This is a genomic window from Marinactinospora thermotolerans DSM 45154 (assembly GCF_900167435.1).
Taxonomy (GTDB): domain Bacteria; phylum Actinomycetota; class Actinomycetes; order Streptosporangiales; family Streptosporangiaceae; genus Marinactinospora; species Marinactinospora thermotolerans.
In genome coordinates, this window is sequence record NZ_FUWS01000011.1 from 67,729 (window position 1) to 85,858 (window position 18,130).

An 18,130-nucleotide genomic window follows, 5' to 3' on the forward strand; every position below is an offset into this window, starting at 1 on the left:
CTACGTCGGTTGTCAGGTTCTCGCGATTGCCAAAGGAAGGCAGGTACCGGGGGTGCGGCACGATCGAGCCCAGGCTCTCCTCACCTTGGCCCTGCTCAACATATTCGTCCTGGTCACAGGCGTGGTCGCCTGGGACGTGACCGGGTCACGGCCACCGGAGACCATGCCTTACCCTGTCGCGCACGCCGAACAGGCGCCCGCCGCGGCGGAGTCGGACGCCCCCCCGGTCGATCCGGCACGGCTCGCGGACAAGCTCGATGATCCCATGTCGGCTTCCGGGCTCACCGAGGGGCTCTCGGCCTACGTCGCCGACGCGGTCACCGGTGAGCGGCTGTACGCCCTGGAAGAGGACGAGGGCGCGACCCCGGCCTCCACGACCAAGATCGTCACCTCCGTCGCCGTCCTGCACGAACTCGGCCCCGACGAGCGGATCACCACGAGTGTCGTGCGCGGACCCGCGACCGGCGACGTCATCCTGGTCGGCGGGGGCGATCCGACCCTCACCGAGGTCGTCCGCGCGGGCACCTATCCACGCCTGCCCACGATGCAGGAACTCGCGGAGGAGACCGCGGCGGCCCTCAAGGCCGATGGCATCACCTCCGTCCGGCTGGGCTACGACGACTCCCTCTACCCAGGCTCGGCCCTCGCCCCGGGCTGGAAGCAGGGCTACATCGACGAGGGCAGCACCGCGGCGGTCCACGCGCTCATGCTCGACGGTGGGCGTGTCCACCGCGAGGAGTCCTACAGCGAACGGGTCTCCGACCCGCCGTTGGCCGCGGCCGAGGCGTTCGCGCGGCAGCTCCGGCGGTTCGGCGTCGACGTCGAGGGCAGGCCGGCCGAGGAGCGGGCTCCCGACCAGGCGGAGGAACTCGCCTCCGTCGACTCGGCCCCGATCTCCGCGCTCGTCGAGATGATGATGCTGCGCAGCGACAACAACATCGCCGAAGCGCTGGCCCGCCAGGTCGCGATCGCCCGTGGCGAGGAGCCGTCCTTCGCCGGGGCCGCCACGGCCACCCACGCGGTGCTGGAGGAACTGGGCGTACCGGGTGTGCACGTCGAGGACGGCAGCGGGCTGTCGGTCAAGAACCGCATCACCCCCCGGGCGCTCGTGGACCTGCTCCTCCTGTCCTCCGACCCGCAACGGCCCGACCTGCACTACGTGCTCAGCGGCCTGCCCACCGCCAATTTCAGCGGCACGCTCTCCGACCGCTACTCCGAGTACAGCGGCGCGGAGGCCGGCGCCGGTCTGGTGCGGGCCAAGACGGGCACGCTCAACGGTGTCAGCACGCTGGCCGGCCTGGCCCACGACGCCGATGGCCGGCTGCTGGTGTTCGCCTTCATGGCCAACGACCCCGCGGCCACGGGCGGCGCGCTCGACACGTTGGCGGCGACGCTCGCGGAGTGCGGCTGCTCGTGACGGCGGGCGCGGCCCCTGCGGGGAGCCCCTGAGGAAACCCCGAGATTCCGGTGGAGACCAATGGGGAAACGGACCAGTGGGTACTGTGAAAATCGTGAGTTTCATCGACTGGGACGTAGCCGTCAATACCGGTGTCCGCCTTGTGCGGCCCGGTCCGCAGGTCGAACTCGACGAGGCCCGCGCGGCCGTGCTACAGCTCCGCGAGCTGTCGGTCACGGCGCAGCGCCACGTGCGCGAGTTCACCGATATGCACAGCCTCGAACCCGCAGGCCCGGCGGTCATCGTCGACCGTCCCGGTTGGATCAGGGCCAACGTCGACGGGTTCCGCGTCGTGCTCGAACCCATCCTGGAACGTCTGGCCGCCACCCGGCCCGGGGCCGCCGGCGGCTCCCTGGCCACCGCCGTGGGATCCCGGGTCACCGGTGTGCAGCTCGGCGCCGTGCTGTCCTACCTGGCCGGCCGGGTCCTCGGCCAGTACGAACTGTTCCTGCCGCCCGACCCCGAGGGGAACGCCCCCACGGGCCGCCTGACGCTGGTCGCCCCCAACATCGTGCAGGCCGAACGCGAGCTCGACGTCGATCCCCGCGATTTCCGCATGTGGGTGTGCCTGCACGAGGAGACCCACCGCACCCAGTTCACCTCCACCCCCTGGTTGCGTGACTACGTGCAGGAGAGCATGCGCGACTTCCTGCTCGCCTCCGACCTCGACGCCTCGGCGTTCCTCGACCGGCTGCGCGCCGCGGGCGAGGCGGTGGCCGAGGTGGTGCGCGGTGGTGAGGCCAACCTCATCGACGCCTTCCAGACGCCGGAACAGAGCGAGATCCTCGACCGCGTCACCGCGGTGATGACCCTGGCCGAGGGACACGGCGACTACGTCATGGACGCGGTCGGTCCCGAGGTGGTGCCCAGTGTCGCCGAGATCCGCAGACGGTTCCAGCGCCGCCGCGAGGGTGTCGGCACCGTCGACCGGATCATCCGCCAGCTCCTCGGCCTCGACCTGAAGATGAAGCAGTACGAGGAGGGCGCGGCCTTCGTCCGCGCGGTCGTCGCCCGGGTGGGGATGGCCGACTTCAACCGGGTGTGGGAGTCCCCCGAGACACTGCCCACCCTCCAGGAGATCCGCGCCCCCGAGGCGTGGATCAGCCGCGTGCTCCAGCCCGCCGCACCCCTGCCGCCCGCCGAGCCCGACACCGACCCCGCCCCCTGATCACCGCCACGGCCATGCCCGGTGTCCGGACCGGGCGGCCCCTTCCGGCGCCGACCGGATCTCTTCGAGGAGACGATGACCGGACCTCCACCCGCCGTCGCGGCGGTGCGCGTCGCGGTGCGCCGCGCCCTCGCCGACCTGGAGGCCGGCGACCTGGTCCTGGTCGCCTGTAGCGGGGGGCCCGACTCCCTCGCGCTCGCCGCGGCGACCGCGTTCGTCGCGCCGCGCGCCGGGTTGCGCGCGGGCGGCGTCACCGTCGACCACGGGCTGCAACCGGGCTCGGCCGAGCGCGCCGCGCAGGTCGCGGCCACGCTCCGCGGCCTCGGCCTGGACCCGGTCGAGGACGTCGCGGTGACCGTGGCCGCGCGGGGCGGGCCCGAAGGGGCCGCGCGTACCGCTCGTTACGCCGCCCTGGAGACCGCGGCCGACCGCCACCGCGCGGCGGCGGTCCTGCTCGGCCACACCCGCGACGACCAGGCCGAGACCGTGCTGCTGCGTCTGGCCCGGGGGTCGGGGGCCCGGTCGCTGGCCGGCATGGCCCCGAGCTCCGGTCGCTACCTGCGCCCCCTGCTGGAGCTGGACCGCGCCACGGTGCACACCGCGGCGACCGAGATGGGGTTCAGGCCGTGGATCGACCCGCACAACAGCGATCCCTCCTACGCCCGGTCGCGGGTCCGCCACGACGCGCTGCCCGCGCTGGAGCGGACCCTGGGGCCCGGGATCGCCGCCGCGCTCGCGCGCACCGCGTCGCTGTTGCGCGACGACGCCGACGCGCTCGACTCCTGGGCCGAACAGGCGGCCCGCGACGCCGAGGCGCCGGGGGAAGGGCTCGACGTGAAGGTCCTGGCCGACCTGCCACGCGCGATCCGTACCCGGGTGCTGCGCCGAGCGGCGATAGCGGCCGGCTGCCCGGCCGGCGCGCTCACCGCGGGCCACGTCGCCGGACTGGAACGCCTGGTGACGCGCTGGCGGGGACAGGCCCACGTCGATCTGCCGGGCGGGGTGGCGGGGCGGCGCGTCGAGGGCCGGATCCGGTTCCACGGGTGAACCACGTGGGGCGTGAGCGGGTCCTCCACCTGGACAGCGGTTTAGGCCCTTTATCCTGGTTGGCGTTCCAGCAACCGCGAGCTGAGCAGCGAGGACACTGAAGCGTGGACGCGAAAGACATGGGCGACGGCCTTGAGAAGGTCCTGGTCACCGAAGAGCAGATCAAGGCCAGGAACGCAGAGCTGGCCGCCGAGATCGACGCCGACTACGCCGGTAAGGACCTGCTGCTCGTCGGCGTCCTCAAAGGCGCCGTCATGGTGATGGCCGACCTGGCCCGCGAACTGCACCACCCCTGTGAGATGGACTGGATGGCTGTCTCCTCCTACGGGGCGGGCACGACCTCCTCCGGCGTGGTGCGCATCCTCAAGGACCTCGACACCGACATCAAGGACCGCAACGTCCTGATCGTCGAGGACGTCATCGACTCCGGGCTGACCCTGTCGTGGCTCGTGGGCAACCTGAAGTCCCGTGGCCCGGCCTCGGTCGAGATCTGCACGATGGTGCGCAAGCCGCTGGCCTTCGACGTCGACCTCGACGTCAAGTACATCGGGTTCGACCTGCCGAACGAGTTCATCGTCGGCTATGGGCTGGACTACGCCGAGAAGTACCGCAACCTGCCGTTCATCGGCACGTTGGCGCCGCACATGTACCAGGGCTGACTCCCTGACGTGGGCGGGTGCGCCCCCGCACAGCCGTGAGCGGGCCGCGTTACCCCACCCGCCGGGAACAACCGGGCCGTCCGTGAGCGTTGGTCTCTTGACGGATTACCACGACGGACGGCCCGCGCGTACATGCGACGGCCCGTTGCAGGGGTGTACCGTCGGTTATCCCGGCATCATTGTAGGGAGCACATGTCCGATAGGTCCCGCTTCCGGTGGCCATGAAGAGGCCCTTCGGTGGGGCGGTGGAGTTCCGGCGCCGATGCGAGCGCCGGTCCGCCTGTTCTTCCGGTCGGTCCCTCCACGGCTCCCGGGGCAGACCGCCTGGTCAGGAGGGACGGACCCAGCGGGGTTCCGCATAGATGAATCTCAAGCGTTTGTACCGTGGGCCGTGGCTCTGGCTTCTGGCCATCGCCCTCATGATCATTGTCGTATTCAACTTCTCGGGCGTGGGGGGCTCGTCCGCACCCGTCAAGGTCGACACGTCCAGGGTCTTCTCCCTGATCCAGCAGGACCAGGTCAGAGACGCCCAGATCGTCGACAAGGAACAGCGGATCGAGCTGACGACCACCGACGGTGAGGTCTACGAGGCGTACTGGGTCGACGGCCAGGGCCAGGAGCTCGCCCAGCAGCTTCAGTCCAACCTCGAGGACGGCAACCTCAAGGGCTACGACGTCGACGTCCCGCAGGACAGCGTCCTCGTCTCGCTCCTGTTCAGCTTCCTGCCGATGATCATCATCATCGCCATCTTCCTGTTCATCATGAACCAGATGCAGGGCGGCGGCTCCAGGGTGATGAACTTCGGCAAGTCCAAGGCCAAGCTGATCACCAAGGACACGCCGAAGAGCACGTTCGCCGACGTGGCCGGTGCCGACGAGGCCATCGAGGAGCTTCAGGAGATCAAGGAGTTCCTCCAGAACTCGGCCAAGTTCCAGTCCATGGGCGCCAAGATCCCCAAGGGCGTGCTCCTGTACGGCCCGCCGGGCACCGGTAAGACCCTGCTGGCCCGCGCCGTCGCGGGCGAGGCCGGTGTGCCCTTCTACTCGATCTCGGGTTCCGACTTCGTCGAGATGTTCGTCGGCGTCGGTGCCTCGCGGGTGCGCGACCTGTTCGAGCAGGCCAAGGCGAACGCCCCGGCGATCATCTTCATCGACGAGATCGACGCCGTGGGCCGCCACCGTGGTGCCGGTCTCGGCGGTGGGCACGACGAGCGCGAGCAGACGCTCAACCAGATGCTCGTCGAGATGGACGGCTTCGACGTCAAGGGCGGCGTCATCCTGATCGCCGCGACCAACCGGCCCGACATCCTCGACCCCGCCCTGCTGCGTCCGGGCCGTTTCGACCGGCAGATCGTCGTGGACCGCCCCGACCTGGAGGGGCGCAAGGGGATCCTGCGCGTCCACGCCAAGGGCAAGCCCATCGACCCCGCGGTCGACATGGACGTCATCGCCCGGCGGACCCCCGGTTTCACCGGCGCCGACCTGGCCAACGTCATCAACGAGGCCGCTCTGCTCACCGCGCGCGCGGGACGCAACCAGATCGACATGGCGACCCTCGAAGAGGCCATCGACCGCGTCATGGCCGGACCCGAGCGCAAGACGCGGGTCATGTCGGACGCCGAGAAGAAGATCATCGCCTACCACGAGGGCGGCCACGCCCTGGTGGCGCACGCGCTGCCCAACGCCGACCCCGTGCACAAGGTGACGATCCTGCCGCGTGGCCGGGCACTGGGGTACACCATGACCCTGCCCATGGAGGACAAGTTCCTCACCACGCGCTCGGAGATGATGGACCAGCTCGCCATGATGCTCGGTGGGCGCACCGCCGAGGAGCTCGTCTTCCACGAGCCCACGACCGGCGCCGCCAACGACATCGACAAGGCGACCACGCTGGCCCGCAACATGGTCACCGAATACGGCATGAGCGAGCGGTTGGGGGCGCGCAAGTTCGGGGACGGCAACACCGAGCCGTTCCTGGGCCGCGAGATGTCGCACTCCCGCGACTACTCCGAGGAGATCGCCTCCATCATCGACGAGGAGGTGCGCCGCCTCATCGAGTCCGCGCACGACGAGGCCTGGGAGATCCTGGTCGAGTACCGCGAGGTCCTGGACAACCTGGTGCTGGGGCTCTTGGACAAGGAGACCCTGTCCAAGGAGGAGGTCCTGGAGATCTTCGCCCCGGTCACCAAGCGTCCCTCGCGAGGCTCCTACAAGGGCTATGGCAAGCGTCTGCCGTCGGACAAGCCTCCGGTGCTGACGCCCAAGGAGCTCGCCCTCATGGGACCCAAGGACGTCGAGGGACTGACCGGCGGGGGCAACGGGCGTTCCTCCTGGACAGGGGGGGCGGGCGGCGCCGATGCCGAGTCCGCCCCGGAACAGGGTGAGGAGCCGTGACGGACTCCGCCGAAGACGACCTGACCCTGGGGCACCCGATCTCGACCGAGGTCGACCAGCCCCGGATCGAGAAGGCGGTCCGCGAGATCCTGCTGGCGATCGGCGAGGACCCCGACCGGGACGGGCTGCGCGACACCCCCGCCCGGGTGGCGCGCGCCTACGCCGAGCAGTTCGCCGGGCTCGGGCAGGGTCCCGAGGACGTGCTCACCACGGTGTTCGAGGCCGGCCACGAGGAGATGGTCCTGGTCAAGGACATCGAGCTGTACTCCACCTGCGAGCACCACCTCGTCCCCTTCTACGGGGTGGCGCACGTGGGGTACATCCCCAACGCCAAGGGGCAGATCACCGGGCTGTCCAAGCTGGCCCGGCTGGTCGACGTCTACGCCCGGCGGCCACAGGTCCAGGAGCGGCTCACCACCCAGGTCGCCGACGCGGTCATGACCCACCTGGAGCCCCGTGGGGTCATCGTGGTGGTCGAGGCCGAACACCTGTGCATGACGATGCGCGGGGTGCGCAAGCCCGGTGCCAAGACGGTCACCTCGGCGGTGCGAGGGGACTTCCGCAACCGCGATCGCACCCGGGCCGAGGCGATGAGCCTGATCCTGCGCGACTAGCCCCGGACGTCTACCGACGCGCCCGGTTCCCCCAGGGGGCCGGGCGCGCTGCTTGCCTGGGAAGCCTGGTCACACTGACTTGTAGGAAACCATAAAGTGGCTGCTATGGCGTCGATGATGAAACTTCCCGGCCTACCCGACCTCGGCCGCTGTCTGGTCATGGGGGTTGTCAACGTCACCCCGGACTCGTTCTCCGACGGCGGTGACTGGTTCGACCACGGACGCGCGATCGAGCACGGTCTGCGGCTGGTGGACGAGGGCGCCGACATCATCGATGTCGGCGGCGAGTCCACCCGGCCCGGGGCCCAGCGGGTCTCCCGCGACGAGGAGCTGCGCCGGATCGGCCCGGTGGTGCGCGAACTCGTCCGTCAGGGGGTTCCGGTCAGCATCGACACCATGCGCGCCGAAGTCGCCGAACACGCCGTCGAGGCGGGGGCGGCGCTGGTCAACGACGTCAGCGGGGGCCTCGCCGACCCGGCGATGGCCCGTCTCGTCGCCAAATCCGGTGTCGCCTATGTAGTGATGCACTGGCGTGGGCATAGTCACGACATGCAGAACCGCGCGGTTTACACCGATGTCGTCCACGAGGTCCATGAGGAGCTGCGGCAACGGATGGAGGCGATGATCGCCGAAGGGGTCGACCCGGGGCAGATCGTCCTCGATCCCGGTCTCGGCTTCTCCAAGAGACCCGACCGCGGCCACAATTGGGCCCTGCTGGCCGAGATGGACCGATTCCACGAGCTGGGCCGGCCGCTGCTCATCGCGGGCTCCCGCAAGCGCTTCCTCGGCCGGCTGCTCGCCGACGCCGACGGCCGGGACCGCCCCTTCACCGAGTGCGACGCCGCCACCGCGGCGTTGTCCACCCTGGCCGCGGCCAACGGCGCCTGGTGCGTCCGCGTCCACGACGTGGCCCCCACCGCCGACGCCGTGCGGGTCGCGGCCGCCTGGAGCAGCGGGGGAGCCGCGCTCGACGAGGGACGGGCCGACCCCGTCGGTGGTCGGAGCCGCCGGTGAGCCCGCGCCAGCACGAGATCGCGGAGCGTGTGGCCGAGGCCAACGCCGAGTTCTACCAGGCCATCGAGACCGGTGACATCGACCTGATGCGCCGAGTGTGGGCCGAGGAGGACCAGGCTCCGGACCTGGTCTGCGTCAACCCGGGGTGGCCCCTTCTGCGCGGGCGCGCCGAGATCCTGCGCGCCTGGTCGCTGATCATGGCGAACGTGCCCTACATCCAGTACGTGCTCACCGAGACCCACATCGGGGTCAACGGCGACATCGCCATGGTCACCTGCGGTGAGAACGTCCTCACCGCCGAGGACGACAGCCCCGGCTTCGTGGCGGGCGGTCAGGTGGTCACCACCAACCTCTTCATCCGGACCGCGCAGGGGTGGCGGTTGTGGTCCCACCACGCCTCCCCGGTCCTGCTCGAAGAGGACGACGAGGACGAGGAGTGACGTGGGGCAGGAGACACCGCTCGACCGGATCTCACTGCGGGGTCTGCGCGCCCGGGGCTTTCACGGAGTGTTCGAGCACGAGCGCCGCGAGGGGCAGGAGTTCGTCGTCGACGTGGTCCTGGGGGTCGACAGCCGCGCCGCGGCGCGCACCGACGACCTGTCCCGTACCGTCCATTACGGTCTGCTCGCCACGGCCCTGGTCGAGGTGATCGAGGGGGAACCGGTGAACCTCATCGAGACGCTGGCCCAACGGCTCGCCGACACGTGCCTGGCGCGGCCGGGGGTCCACGAGGTGGAGGTCACGCTGCACAAGCCCCAGGCGCCCATCCCCCACCAGTTCGACGACGTGGCCGTCACCATCCATCGGAGGCGTCAATGACAGGACCGGACAGGACGGTCAGGACCGTTCTGGCGCTGGGCAGCAACCTCGGCGATCGCATGGCGATGCTCCAGGGGGCGGTCGACGCGCTGTTCGAGCCTCCGGGGCTCACCCTCGTCGCGGTCTCCCCGGTTTATGAGACCGCTCCCGTGGGCGGCCCCGACCAGGGGCCCTACCTCAACGCCGTCGTCGTCGCCGACACGGTGTTCGGCCCCGAGCTCCTGTTGGAGCGGACGCAGGGCGCCGAAGAGGCGTTCGAGCGGGTGCGGGACGTGCGCTGGGGTCCCCGCACGCTCGACGTCGACATCATCACCTACGGCGACCTCACCAGCGACGATCCCCGACTCCAGCTGCCCCACCCCCGGGCCCATGAGCGCGCGTTCGTGCTGCGCCCCTGGTTCGACGTGGCCCCTGATGCGGTCCTGCCCGGACGGGGAGCCGTTCGCGACCTGCTCGCGGGGGTCGGCGACCAGGAGCTGAGCCGGCGGGACGATCTCGTGCTCAGGGTGTCGGCCTAGATGCGCGAGGACGACTACCTCCCCCCGCGGCGGGGGAACATGCGCCCGACCTCCTGGCGGCTGCTCGTGGGGATCGCCCTCGTCGGCGGGGTGGTCGCCTACCTGGTCGTCGAGTTCGCCTACGGCTCCCTGCCCCTGTTGCCCTGGACCGCCATCCCCACGTTGTCGTTGCTCGCCATCGGGGAGCTGGTCACCGGGGTCCAGACGCGCCGGCGCATCCGCCGGGTCCCCGGGACCGAACCGGTCGAACCGCTCAGCGCGGCCCGGTTGGTGGCCCTGGCCAAGGCCAGCGCGTTGTTCGGGGCGCTCGTGGTGGGCGTCTTCGGCGGTGTCGCGCTGGCCCTGACGGACATGCTCGACATCCCCTCGCCCCGGACGGACGCGATCACGGCCGCGGGAACGGCGTTGGCCGGTGGGGCGCTCATGGGGGCCGCGTTGTTCCTGGAGTACGCCTGCCGGGTCCCGGGGGGCGGGGACGAATCCGATCGGCCCCGCGGGGCGTGACACGAGAGCCGACAACGGGATTGATTTCTATGCTTTCCCGCCGTTTTCGGTGGTGTCGCACGCTCTATCGCCTTCAGGATGATTGACTGGAATGGTGGAGATCTCCGCATCGCAGCCGCCCTCCGAGGCCACCGGCGGGTCCACCGGGATGCCCGCCGGTCCGGACGTGCCCTCCCCCATGGAGACGGCGTTCGCCCCTCCACGGGGAACGACCTGGAACCGGGTCGATCCCGTCCTGACCTGGTACCGGCGGCTGCTCATCCTCGCGGCCACGATCCCCTCCGCCGCCGTCGTGGGCCTGTGCGCGGGCCTGTGGGCGGGATGGGGATGGTCCGTGCCGCTGGTCGCGCTCGTCCTGGCCGCCGGCGCGCTGGGCTGGGTGACCGCGCCGCGGGTCCACGCCTCCTGGGGGTACGCGGAGGGACCGACCGATTTCCACCTGACCCACGGTGTCCTCGTCCGTCAGCTCATCGTGATCCCCTACGGACGGATGCAGGTCGTCGACGTCACCGCGAACCTGCTGGAACAGGCGCTGGGGATCGCCACGGTGCGAGTGCGCACCGCGGCCACCACGACCGACGCGCGTGTCCCGGGACTGCGCCTGGAGGCCGCCGCGCAACTGCGCGACCGGTTGGCGGCGCGCAGCGAGACGTTCTCCACGGGGTTGTGACACGTGAACGGACCTGACGAGACCTCCTCCCCGGAGGGACCCGACTCCGGCCATCTCCGTGGCCGGAGGGGGCTCCGCCGGGCCGAGGACACCGCGCCGGGGCAGCGCTCCCCCTCCAACAGCGGGGGATGGTTCGGATGGCGCCGTTCCGCCGCCCGCGAGGCTTCCGGCCCGCCGGAACCGCATCCCGCCCCACGCGGGGAATCCGGCTCCGGGCTGCGCGAGGTGACCGCGCCGAACGACGCGGTTCCCCTTGAGGATCCCCAATCCCCGCCGATCGCGCGTTGGACCTTCGGGGACCTGCGCCGCGCGGCGCGGCGCACCCCGCACACGATGGCCGGCCCCGAGGCATCGGGCTCCGCGGAACCGTTCGGACCGGGCCGCGACGGGCCGTCCGACCGGCCGGCGTCCGCCCCGCTGAGGGGGACACCCGATCGGAACGCCGGTCCGCTCCCGGACGGAGCCCACCCGTGGGAGGGGAGCCCCGGGAAGGGACCCGGACGCGGCACCACTCCCCTGTGGGGGACGCCCGCGGCCGGCCCCATGACCCGGGGGTCGGGCGAGGACGAGGGTCCCTCCCGCGCGCCGTCCGACCCGCCACGGGGACGTCCGCGCTTCGCGCCCGCGCCCCCGCCCTCCGGCCCGCCGACCGGATTCGTGCCGCCGAGGGGCCCCTGGCCCGCGGTGCCGCCCCCGCACCCGCCGGGTCCTCCGCCCGTGACGCCGATGCCCGGGGGGCACGTGCCGCAAGGGCACCTGCCACCTCCCGCACCGGCCGGACCGGTGCGCTTCCTGCCCCCGACCGGGCCGGGACTGCCGCCCCCGCACCCACCGGGGACGCCCGTCCCACACCCTGCCGCGCGGCCGGCCCCCGAACCCGACGTGACGACGGGAACGCATCGGTTGCACTGGGCGACGATCCCGTTCCAGGCGCTCGTCTTCGTCCTGGTCTTCCTCGCCGTGCCCGGGGTGGTGCTGGTCGAGTTCGGCTGGGGGCCCGTGCTGATGCTCTCGCTGACGGTGGCCTTCGGTGCCGCGGCCTACGCGCTCGCGGCCTGGTGGAACGTCACCTTCGGACTGCGAGACGACCATCTGGTCGTCCACACCGGGGTGTTCAGGCGGCTGTCCCGCGAGATCCCGCTGAGCAGACTCCAGGCGGTCGACGTGGTGCGCCCGCTCCTGATGCAGGTCATGGGGCTGGCAGAGCTGCGCGTGGAGCTCGCGGGAGGCGACAGCAGCGAGATCAGGCTGCGCTACCTCGGCCGCGGTACCGCAGAGCGGCTGCGGGCGGTCCTGCTCGCCCACGCCGCCGGGTTGTCCGGCCGGACGCCCGAGGCGCCGGAGTGGCCGTTCTACAAACTGCCCTTCGGGCTGCTCCTCGGCGCGTTGGCGTTCCGCCTCCCGGTGCTGGGGGCGTTCGTGCTGCTCCTGCTCCTGCTCGTGACCGGGCTGGCGTTCGGCGAGCTGGGGGTGCTCGGGGGAGCGGTCCCCCTGCTGCTGGGGTTGATGCGCGGCTTCCTCGGTCCGCTGTTGCGCTACACGGACTTCTACGCCTCGTTGTCGCCCGATGGTCTGCGGCTGCGCTACGGGGTCTTCCAGGCGCGGATGCAGACGGTCCCGCCGGGGCGGGTCCAGGCCGTGCGCATCGTCGAACCGCTGCTGTGGCGCTCGCTGGGCGTGGTCCGGGTCGAGGCGAACGTGGCCGGTTATGTGGGGGAGCGGCAGATGGACTCCTCGACGTTGCTGCCCGTTGTTCCCCGGCGTCTGGCGTTCGCCCTGGTGAACGAGGTGTTTCCGGGGACGGACCTGGCCGGGGCGGTGCTGCACCCGGCGAAGCCGGGTGGGCTGCCCGGGGCGGCTCTGGGCGTGGACGACCGTGTCTTCGTCACCCGTAGCGGACTGCTGTGCCGGGTCATCGACGTCGTTCCGCACGCCAGGACCCAGGTGCTGCGGATGACCGTGGGGCCCGTGGAGCGCCTGCGGGGCACCGCCACGGTCGAGGCCGACACCCCGCCGGGGCCGGTGCGCGCCCGGGCGACCGGACGCGACGTCGCCGAGGCCCGGCGGGTGATCGACGGGGTGGCCCGGAGGGCCCACACCGCTCGCTCCACCACGGCGGGGCCCGAAAGGTGGGCCACGCGTGGGGACCTTTTCGGATAGGGACGGCGCGCCACCGCTCCCGGATCGAGTCATCCGCTTGTGATGTCCATCACCATATGAGGATCCTTCGAGGAAATTCATGCGGCAAGTATGGACATGTCCGGTCACTCTGGGCGTGGACTTGGTCGCACAAAGTGATCGAATTCTTGAAAAGGGTCCCGCGAGTCTCCCGGATATGGCTAGATGGTCAACGAACACGCAACGTGTTCGAAGTGACGCTTACTGTCAACGAATCGGCCGGAGCCCCCGTTCCGGCCTGATGAGGAGATTGCTGTGCTGAAGAAGACCTTCGCCGCCGGTGCCATCGCCGCTGCCGCCGCGGGCGTGCTCTTCGCCGCTGCCCCCGCCTCCGCCGACGAGGTCGAGACCTCTGGTGCGGGTGGTGTCCTCAGCGGCAACCAGCTCGTCGTCGACGCCAACATCCCGGTGAACGTTTGCGGCGTCTCCGTCGCGGTCCTGGGCAACTCCAGCGCCGAGTGCGAGGAGTCCGGCGCGGTCGTGGTCGAGAAGGACATCGACAAGGACTAGTCCACCGTCTCCTCCACCGACGAGGACGAGGACAGCCGGCGTCGGCCCATCATGGGCCGGCGCCGTTCTCGTTTCCCTCCGGTCCAACCCGACGTCCACGCTGATCAGCCCCGGCAGTAGGCTGTGGCCACGACGTCCGGTACCCCGAGTGGACTGGAACGAGGAACATGGATCCGACGGAAGAGACACGACAGCGGCCCGCCCGCCTGGCCATCGGCGTCATCGGCGCGGGCAGGGTCGGGTCGGTCCTGGGGGCCGCCCTCCGCCGCGCCGGCCACGAGGTCGTCGCGGTCTCCGCGGTCTCCGACGCCTCCCGCGATCGGGCCGCCGAGCGGCTGCCCGGTGCCAGGGTGTGCGAACCCGCCGACGTGGTGTCGGCGGCGGATCTGGTACTGCTCACCGTGCCCGATGACGTGCTCGACCCGCTCGCCCGTGGGTTGGTCGGGACCGGTACGCGGGTCGAGGGCAAGCTCGTCGCGCACGCCAGCGGCCGGTACGGCTACGGAGTGCTGGCCCCCCTCACCGAGGCGGGCGCGCTACCGCTCGCGCTGCACCCCGTGATGACCTTCACCGGGCGGCCCGAGGACATCGACCGGTTGGCGAACTGTTCCTTCGGGGTGACCGCCCCGGAGCCGCTCCGGCCCATCGCCGAGGCGCTCGTCGTCGAGATGGGCGCCGAACCGGTGTGGATCGCCGAGGAACGGCGCGCGCTGTACCACGCGGCGCTCGCCGGTGGGGCCAACCACCTCGTCACGCTCGTCGCCGAGAGCGCGGCCCTGCTGGGGGAGGCGGGCGTGGACCAGCCCGCCCGGATGCTGGGTCCCCTCCTCGGCGCCGCCCTGGACAACGCGCTGCGGCTGGGGGTCGGCGGGCTCAGCGGCCCGGTCGTGCGAGGTGACGCGGGGACGGTGGCGGAGCACATCGCCGAGCTGCGCGCCCACTCGCCCGAGAGCGCGGCGGCCTACGTGGCGCTCGCCCGGCTCACCGCGGATCGCGCGCTCGCCGCGGGCCTGCTCAAACCGCAGGACGCCGAACGGCTGCTGGACGTCCTCCAGACATAGATCTCCCACCCTGAACGACCGGAGGCCAGAGCATGACCGAAACGACGCCCTCCACGCCGAAGGCCCCCACCGTGGTCCGCACCCCCGAGGAACTGGCCCGTCTGCGCGCCTCGATGGGACGTGTGGCGCTGGTACCGACGATGGGGGCGCTGCACCAGGGACACCGCAGCCTCATGTCGGCCGCTCGCGGCCACGCCGACACCGTCGTGGTCAGCATCTTCGTCAACCCGCTCCAGTTCGGCCCCAACGAGGACTACGACCGCTACCCCCGCACCCTCGACGCCGATCTCCGGGTGTGCGCCGAGGAGGGGGTGGACGTGGTGTTCGCGCCGGGGGTCGAGGTGATGTATCCCGGCGAGCAGATCGTGACGGTCGACGCCGGGAAGATGGGCCGGGTGCTGGAGGGGGAGTTCCGTCCCGGCTTCTTCGAGGGGGTCCTGACGGTCGTCGCCAAACTGTTCAACCTGGTCCGCCCGGATGTCGCGGTCTTCGGACAGAAGGACGCCCAGCAGGTCGCGGTCGTGCGCCGGATGGTGCGTGACCTGTGCCTGCCGGTGACCGTGGTGGCCGCGCCGACCGTGCGCGACGGCGACGGGCTGGCCACCTCCAGCCGCAACGTCTACCTCTCGGCGGCGGAGCGGGACAGCGCCCTTGCGCTGTCCCGGGCGCTGCTGGCCGGGGCGGACGCCTCGTCGGGGGGACCCGAGGCGATCCTCGCCGCTGCGCGCAAGGTGCTCGACGCGGCTGCGGGAGCGGTCCCGCCGGTGCTCGTCGATTATCTGGCCCTGGTCGATCCCGCGACGTTCACCGATGTCCGGCCAGGTCACCGGGGGTCGGCCGTGCTCGCGGTGGCCGCGTGGGTGGGCGAGACGAGGCTCATTGATAACGTGCCGCTGACGCTGTAATTCGCCTCATATCGCCCAGATTTGGGAGCAATCGGTGAACACGCCCGACACTGCACTACCGTCCCGGCTCCGCGCGCCAGAGCCCGGATGGGCCATCGAGACCGACCTGGTGATCGTCGGTTCGGGCATCGCCGGCCTGAGCACCGCGCTGCGCTACGTCGGCGCGCACCCCACGGGACGGGTCGTGCTCGTCACCAAGGACGTGCTGTCCAACGGCTCCACCCGCTGGGCCCAGGGCGGGATCGCGGCGGTGGTCGACCCCTCCGACGCCCCGCTGGCGCACATGGTCGACACCGTCGTGGCCGGCCGTGAGCTGTGCTCGGCCGCGGCGGTCCGCGCCCTCGTCACCGAAGGCCCCGACGCGCTGAGGTGGCTCATCGGCGTCGGCACCGCGTTCGACCGGACCTCGGCCGGTGAACTGGCGTTGACCCGGGAGGGCGGCCACCGGGCCGACCGGATCGCCCACGCGGGAGGCGACGCGACCGGGGCGGAGATCGAACGGGCGCTGATCGACGCCGTACAGGCCCAACCGCGCATCGAGGTGATCGAGCACGCCTTCGTGCCCGAGCTGATCCTCGAGGAGGACGGCGAGGCGGGCACCGCGGTCCGCGGCGTCACCGTCCACGTCATGGGCGAGGGAGAGCGCGACGGCGTGGGCGCCGTCCGCTCCGCCGCCGTCGTCCTCGCCACCGGGGGCATCGGCCAGGTCTTCGCCGCCACCACCAACCCCGCGGTCTCCACCGGCGACGGGGTGGCCCTGGGACTGCGCGCCGGAGCCGAGGTTCAGGACCTGGAGTTCGTCCAGTTCCACCCCACCGTGCTGTGGCTCGGCGCCGAGGCCCGCGGTCAGCAGCCGCTGATCTCCGAGGCCGTGCGCGGTGAGGGCGCGTTCCTCGTGGACGCCGAGGGCCGCAGATTCATGCGGGGGCGTCACGAGCTCGCGGACCTGGCCCCACGGGACGTCGTCGCCCGCGGCATCGCCGAGGCGATGGCGCGTACCGGCGCCGACCACGTCTTCCTCGACGCCCGGCACTTCGGCGCCGACAAGTGGGAGCGCCGCTTCCCCACGATCCTGGCGTCGTGCCGCGAGCACGGTATCGACCCGGTGACCGAGCTGATCCCGGTCGCCCCAGCCGCCCACTACGCCTCGGGCGGGTTGCGCACGGACCTGGACGGCCGGACGAGCGTGGCCGGGCTCTACGCCGTGGGCGAGGTCGCCTGCACGGGGGTGCACGGGGCGAACCGGCTCGCGTCCAACTCCCTGCTGGAAAGCGTCGTGTTCGCCCGACGGGTCGCCGGCCACATCGCCGCGACGACGGGAGGCACGGTGGAGGGGGCGACGGGAGCGCCGTCACGCCGGGCCGGCCTGGTGGAACCCGCTCTCGTTCCGGCGATCCGCGCCGTCATGTCCCGCCACGTCGGCGTCGTCCGGGACGCGCGCGGCCTGGAACAGGCGCTGGCCGAGCTCCGCGCGTTCGCCGTCGACCCGCGCAACACCACCGCGGAACCGGGGATCGCGGCCTGGGAGGCCACCAACCTGCTCACCGTGGCCACCGTGCTGACCGAGGCCGCGCTGTACCGCGCCCGTCACCTCGCGGAGGCGGACGGGGGCGCGGGGTCCTCCCGCGACCGCCGCAACGTCCGGATCCGGCTGGGCGGCGGGGCCGCCGCGCACCGGGACGCGGGCGCGCCCCTCCCCGCGGGGCTGACCGCCGAGCTCGACGCCCTCACCTCTGTCATGCCCGGTGGCGGGGGCGCCGCCGGTCTCGTTCGGCTCGTGGCCGGCGCACTGACCGAGGACCTGCCCGCGCCGGGGTCGGTGGACGTCACCACGGCCGCCACCATCCCCGCCGCCCAGATCAGCACCGCCGACGTGGTCGCGCGCGCCAACGGCGTGGTCGCCGGGCTCCCACTGGCCGAGCTGGTATTCCATATGGTCAGCGAGGGGATCGTCGAGATCGAACGCCGTGCCGCCGACGGCGACCCGGTGGCCCGGGGCGACGTCCTCATGACGGTCAGCGCGCGCACCCGTGACCTGCTCACCGCCGAGCGGACCGCGCTCAACCTCCTCACCCACCTGTCCGGCGTCGCCACCGCGACCCGCTCCTGGGTGGACGCGGTGGCCGGCACCGGGGCGCGGATCCGTGACAGCCGCAAGACCCTGCCGGGCCTGCGCGTCCTGGAGAAGTACGCGGTGCGCTGCGGCGGGGGCACCAACCATCGCTACGGACTGGCCGACGCCGCGCTGATCAAGGACAATCACGTTGTCGCGGCCGGTGGGGTCGCCGAAGCGGTCAGGGCCGTCCGGACGGCCTTCCCCAATGTCCCGCTGGAGGTCGAGGTGGACCGTCTCGACCAGATCGAGCCGGCGCTGAAGGCGGGGGCCGAGGAGATCCTGCTCGACAACTTCACCGTCGAGGCGCTGCGCGAGGCCGTCGCGCTGGTCGCCGGCCGGGCCCGGCTGGAGTCCAGCGGTGGGCTCACCCTCGACGTCGCGGCCGATGTCGCGGCGACCGGGGTGGACTATCTTGCGGTTGGCGCGCTGACCCATTCCAGTCCGGCACTGGACATCGCGCTGGATCTCAGGGAAACGCCCTGACCCAACGACGGACGG

17 protein-coding genes are annotated in these 18,130 nt (G+C 71.7%); all 17 read left to right on the forward strand.

Annotation, left to right across the window (positions count from 1 at the left end; genetic code table 11):
• Positions 1-52 precede the first annotated feature (52 nt).
• The 17 genes from dacB (at position 53) to B5D66_RS19105 (ending at position 18,115) form a co-directional block, all read left to right on the forward strand.
• Complete coding sequence (gene dacB / locus B5D66_RS19025; protein ID WP_078763145.1) at positions 53-1,417, forward strand: D-alanyl-D-alanine carboxypeptidase/D-alanyl-D-alanine endopeptidase; 1,365 nt, start codon at positions 53-55, stop codon at positions 1,415-1,417.
• A gap of 94 nt (positions 1,418-1,511) precedes the next feature.
• The gene (locus B5D66_RS19030) at positions 1,512-2,624 is read left to right on the forward strand and encodes a zinc-dependent metalloprotease (RefSeq protein ID WP_078763146.1); all 1,113 of its coding nucleotides are present in this window, start codon (positions 1,512-1,514) and stop codon (positions 2,622-2,624) included.
• A gap of 75 nt (positions 2,625-2,699) precedes the next feature.
• On the forward strand, positions 2,700-3,671 hold the full coding sequence (tilS, locus tag B5D66_RS19035) for a tRNA lysidine(34) synthetase TilS (protein WP_078763147.1): 972 nt from the start codon (positions 2,700-2,702) through the stop codon (positions 3,669-3,671).
• 104 nt (positions 3,672-3,775) lie between these two features.
• Positions 3,776-4,330: a hypoxanthine phosphoribosyltransferase gene (hpt, locus tag B5D66_RS19040; protein WP_078763148.1), complete on the forward strand. Its 555-nt coding sequence runs from the start codon at positions 3,776-3,778 to the stop codon at positions 4,328-4,330.
• A 362-nt stretch (positions 4,331-4,692) separates the two neighbouring features.
• A complete protein-coding gene (gene ftsH, locus B5D66_RS19045; protein WP_078763149.1) occupies positions 4,693-6,723 on the forward strand; it encodes an ATP-dependent zinc metalloprotease FtsH in 2,031 nt (676 codons plus the stop codon).
• Positions 6,720-7,337, forward strand: a complete 618-nt coding sequence (folE, locus tag B5D66_RS19050; protein WP_200813710.1) for a GTP cyclohydrolase I FolE — start codon at positions 6,720-6,722, stop codon at positions 7,335-7,337. The genes ftsH and folE overlap by 4 nt, the downstream gene beginning before the upstream one ends.
• Before the next feature lie 105 nt (positions 7,338-7,442).
• The gene (gene folP / locus B5D66_RS19055) at positions 7,443-8,351 is read left to right on the forward strand and encodes a dihydropteroate synthase (protein ID WP_078763150.1); all 909 of its coding nucleotides are present in this window, start codon (positions 7,443-7,445) and stop codon (positions 8,349-8,351) included.
• Positions 8,348-8,791 (forward strand): nuclear transport factor 2 family protein, encoded by a 444-nt coding sequence (locus B5D66_RS19060; RefSeq protein ID WP_078763151.1) that lies wholly within the window; start codon positions 8,348-8,350, stop codon positions 8,789-8,791. The genes folP and B5D66_RS19060 overlap by 4 nt, the downstream gene beginning before the upstream one ends.
• A gap of 1 nt (position 8,792) precedes the next feature.
• Positions 8,793-9,170: a dihydroneopterin aldolase gene (gene folB, locus B5D66_RS19065; protein WP_078763152.1), complete on the forward strand. Its 378-nt coding sequence runs from the start codon at positions 8,793-8,795 to the stop codon at positions 9,168-9,170.
• Positions 9,167-9,688: a 2-amino-4-hydroxy-6-hydroxymethyldihydropteridine diphosphokinase gene (folK, locus tag B5D66_RS19070; RefSeq protein ID WP_078763153.1), complete on the forward strand. Its 522-nt coding sequence runs from the start codon at positions 9,167-9,169 to the stop codon at positions 9,686-9,688. Before folB ends, folK begins: the two co-directional genes overlap by 4 nt.
• Positions 9,689-10,192 (forward strand): DUF3180 domain-containing protein, encoded by a 504-nt coding sequence (locus tag B5D66_RS19075; RefSeq protein WP_078763154.1) that lies wholly within the window; start codon positions 9,689-9,691, stop codon positions 10,190-10,192.
• A gap of 94 nt (positions 10,193-10,286) precedes the next feature.
• Positions 10,287-10,862: a PH domain-containing protein gene (locus tag B5D66_RS19080; RefSeq protein WP_394330072.1), complete on the forward strand. Its 576-nt coding sequence runs from the start codon at positions 10,287-10,289 to the stop codon at positions 10,860-10,862.
• An 882-nt stretch (positions 10,863-11,744) separates the two neighbouring features.
• Positions 11,745-13,022: a PH domain-containing protein gene (locus tag B5D66_RS19085; RefSeq protein ID WP_327308966.1), complete on the forward strand. Its 1,278-nt coding sequence runs from the start codon at positions 11,745-11,747 to the stop codon at positions 13,020-13,022.
• Positions 13,023-13,295: 273 nt separating this feature from the next.
• Complete coding sequence (locus tag B5D66_RS19090) at positions 13,296-13,550, forward strand: chaplin (RefSeq protein ID WP_078763156.1); 255 nt, start codon at positions 13,296-13,298, stop codon at positions 13,548-13,550.
• Between the two features lie 167 nt (positions 13,551-13,717).
• Positions 13,718-14,611 carry a Rossmann-like and DUF2520 domain-containing protein gene (locus B5D66_RS19095; RefSeq protein ID WP_078763157.1) on the forward strand — a complete coding sequence of 298 codons (894 nt, stop codon included), beginning with the start codon at positions 13,718-13,720 and terminating at the stop codon, positions 14,609-14,611.
• Between the two features lie 32 nt (positions 14,612-14,643).
• A complete protein-coding gene (gene panC, locus B5D66_RS19100; protein ID WP_078763158.1) occupies positions 14,644-15,516 on the forward strand; it encodes a pantoate--beta-alanine ligase in 873 nt (290 codons plus the stop codon).
• A 34-nt stretch (positions 15,517-15,550) separates the two neighbouring features.
• On the forward strand, positions 15,551-18,115 hold the full coding sequence (locus tag B5D66_RS19105; protein ID WP_078763159.1) for an L-aspartate oxidase: 2,565 nt from the start codon (positions 15,551-15,553) through the stop codon (positions 18,113-18,115).
• The last annotated feature ends 15 nt before the right edge of the window (positions 18,116-18,130 follow it).

Coding starts and splice junctions, on each gene's coding strand:
- tilS (WP_078763147.1), top strand. CDS start 2,700: ATGACCGGACCTCCACCCGCCGTCGCGGCGGTGCGCGTCGCGGTGCGC.
- ftsH (WP_078763149.1), top strand. CDS start 4,693: ATGAATCTCAAGCGTTTGTACCGTGGGCCGTGGCTCTGGCTTCTGGCC.
- folP (WP_078763150.1), top strand. CDS start 7,443: ATGGCGTCGATGATGAAACTTCCCGGCCTACCCGACCTCGGCCGCTGT.
- folK (WP_078763153.1), top strand. CDS start 9,167: ATGACAGGACCGGACAGGACGGTCAGGACCGTTCTGGCGCTGGGCAGC.
- B5D66_RS19075 (WP_078763154.1), top strand. CDS start 9,689: ATGCGCGAGGACGACTACCTCCCCCCGCGGCGGGGGAACATGCGCCCG.
- B5D66_RS19095 (WP_078763157.1), top strand. CDS start 13,718: ATGGATCCGACGGAAGAGACACGACAGCGGCCCGCCCGCCTGGCCATC.
- panC (WP_078763158.1), top strand. CDS start 14,644: ATGACCGAAACGACGCCCTCCACGCCGAAGGCCCCCACCGTGGTCCGC.